This is a genomic window from Nocardioides sp. (assembly GCF_031422975.1).
In the GTDB taxonomy this organism is placed as follows: domain Bacteria; phylum Actinomycetota; class Actinomycetes; order Propionibacteriales; family Nocardioidaceae; genus Nocardioides.
Genome location: NZ_JANPEO010000291.1, coordinates 1 through 1,614, shown reverse-complemented (window position 1 = coordinate 1,614; position 1,614 = coordinate 1). Strand labels below are relative to the sequence as shown.

Below are 1,614 nucleotides of genomic sequence, written 5' to 3'. Positions count from 1 at the left end.
TTCGCCACGCGACTCTCGACCAAATCGTCGCGCCAGGCGAGTTGCAACTTGCCGCTCCCCGCCGCCAACTGCGGCCCCGTCGCGTGGCTGCTCGGCACGTGGCGCGGCAACGGGCACGGGGACTACCCCACCATCGAGGGCTTCGAGTTCGGCCAGGAACTGATCTTCACCCACGACGGCCGACCGTTCTTCCACTACATGTCCCGGGCCTGGCTCCTCGACGCGGACGGCGAGTTCGTCCGTGACGCCGCCATGGAGTCGGGCTTCCTGCGCTGCCCCGAGCCCGGCAAGGTCGAGTTCCTGCTGGCGCACAACACCGGCTTCGCCGAGGTCTGGTACGGCGCAGCCGAGGGCGGCAAGCTCGAGCTGCACACCGCCGGAGTCGGCTTCACGGAGACCGCCAAGGAAGTGAGCGCAGGCTCCCGGATGTACGGCAACGTCGAGGGCGACCTGATGTACGCCTACGACATGGCGGCCATGGACCAGGAGCTCCAGCCCCACACCTGGGCCCGACTGAAGCGGGCCTGACCGTGCCCGACGAGCTCGCCGACCGGCTCCGGGGGAGTGGCTACCGGCTGACGCCGCAGCGGCAGCTGATCCTCCGCGCGGTCGAGGACCTCGGCCACGGCACGGTCGACGAGGTGCTCGCGCGGGTGCGCACCCAGGCCAGCGCCGTCAACGCATCCACCGTCTATCGGACCCTGGAGGTGCTCGAGGAGCTCGGACTGGTCCGGCACACCCACCTCAGCGACCGCGCGCCGACCTACCACTCCGCGCGTGAGCCGGAGCACTTCCACCTCGTCTGTCGCCAGTGCCAGCGCGTCCGCAGTGTCGAGCCCGACGCGGCCGCAGCGCTGATCGCCGTGCTGCGGCGCGACCACGGGTTCGACGTGGACCTCGGGCATCTCGCCATCTTCGGGCAGTGCGTGGAGTGCGAGGCCGTCGAAGCCCCTCCGCACCCCCACTAGACTCGGGGGCATGACTTCGCCCCTGCTCCACCTGCCCGGCGCCGTCGGGGGCGACGGGATCGATGCCCCGGTCGCTGCGCACTACGGATCGTTCAACGGCGAGCAGCGCGTGCTGGAGTCCGGTGCGGGCTTCGTCGACCTCTCGCACCGTGACGTGGTCCGCGTCGAGGGCCCCGACCGGCTGACGTGGCTGCACAGCCTGACCACGCAGTTCTTCGAGGGCCTCGCCCCCGGTGTCTGGACCCAGTCGCTGATCCTCAGCCCGCAGGGTCACGTCGAGCACGCCTTCACCGGCGTCGACGACGGCGAGGCGTTCGTCGCCCACACGGAGCCCGGTGCCGGCCAGTCGCTGGTCGACTTCCTGATGAGGATGCGCTTCATGATGCGCGTCGAGGTCAGCCTCGAGACACCCCGGACGGCTGTAGCCTGGCGACCGGCGACGGGCGAGCGCGCTGCGACGTACGACTTCGTGCCCCGCGAGCGTCTTGAGCAGTACGCCGCGGCCGCCGGCCCTGCTGCGGGCCTGTGGGCCTTCGAGGCCCTCCGCATCGCTCGTGGCGAGCCCCGCCTCGGGCTGGACACCGATCACCGTTCGATCCCCAACGAGCTCGGCTGGATCGGGCCGGCCGTGCACCTGGACAAGGGG

The 1,614-nt window shown here is 70.9% G+C and carries 3 protein-coding genes; all 3 read left to right on the top strand.

Going from position 1 to position 1,614, the window contains the following annotated elements; all coding sequences use genetic code 11:
- The first annotated feature begins 48 nt into the window (after positions 1-48).
- On the top strand, positions 49-528 hold the full coding sequence (locus RMO85_RS08745) for an FABP family protein (protein WP_310528339.1): 480 nt from the start codon (positions 49-51) through the stop codon (positions 526-528).
- Positions 529-530: 2 nt separating this feature from the next.
- Positions 531-968 (top strand): Fur family transcriptional regulator, encoded by a 438-nt coding sequence (locus RMO85_RS08740; protein WP_310528338.1) that lies wholly within the window; start codon positions 531-533, stop codon positions 966-968.
- A 10-nt stretch (positions 969-978) separates the two neighbouring features.
- Positions 979-1,614: folate-binding protein (locus RMO85_RS08735; protein WP_310528337.1), on the top strand; the 636-nt coding region annotated here is incomplete at its 3' end.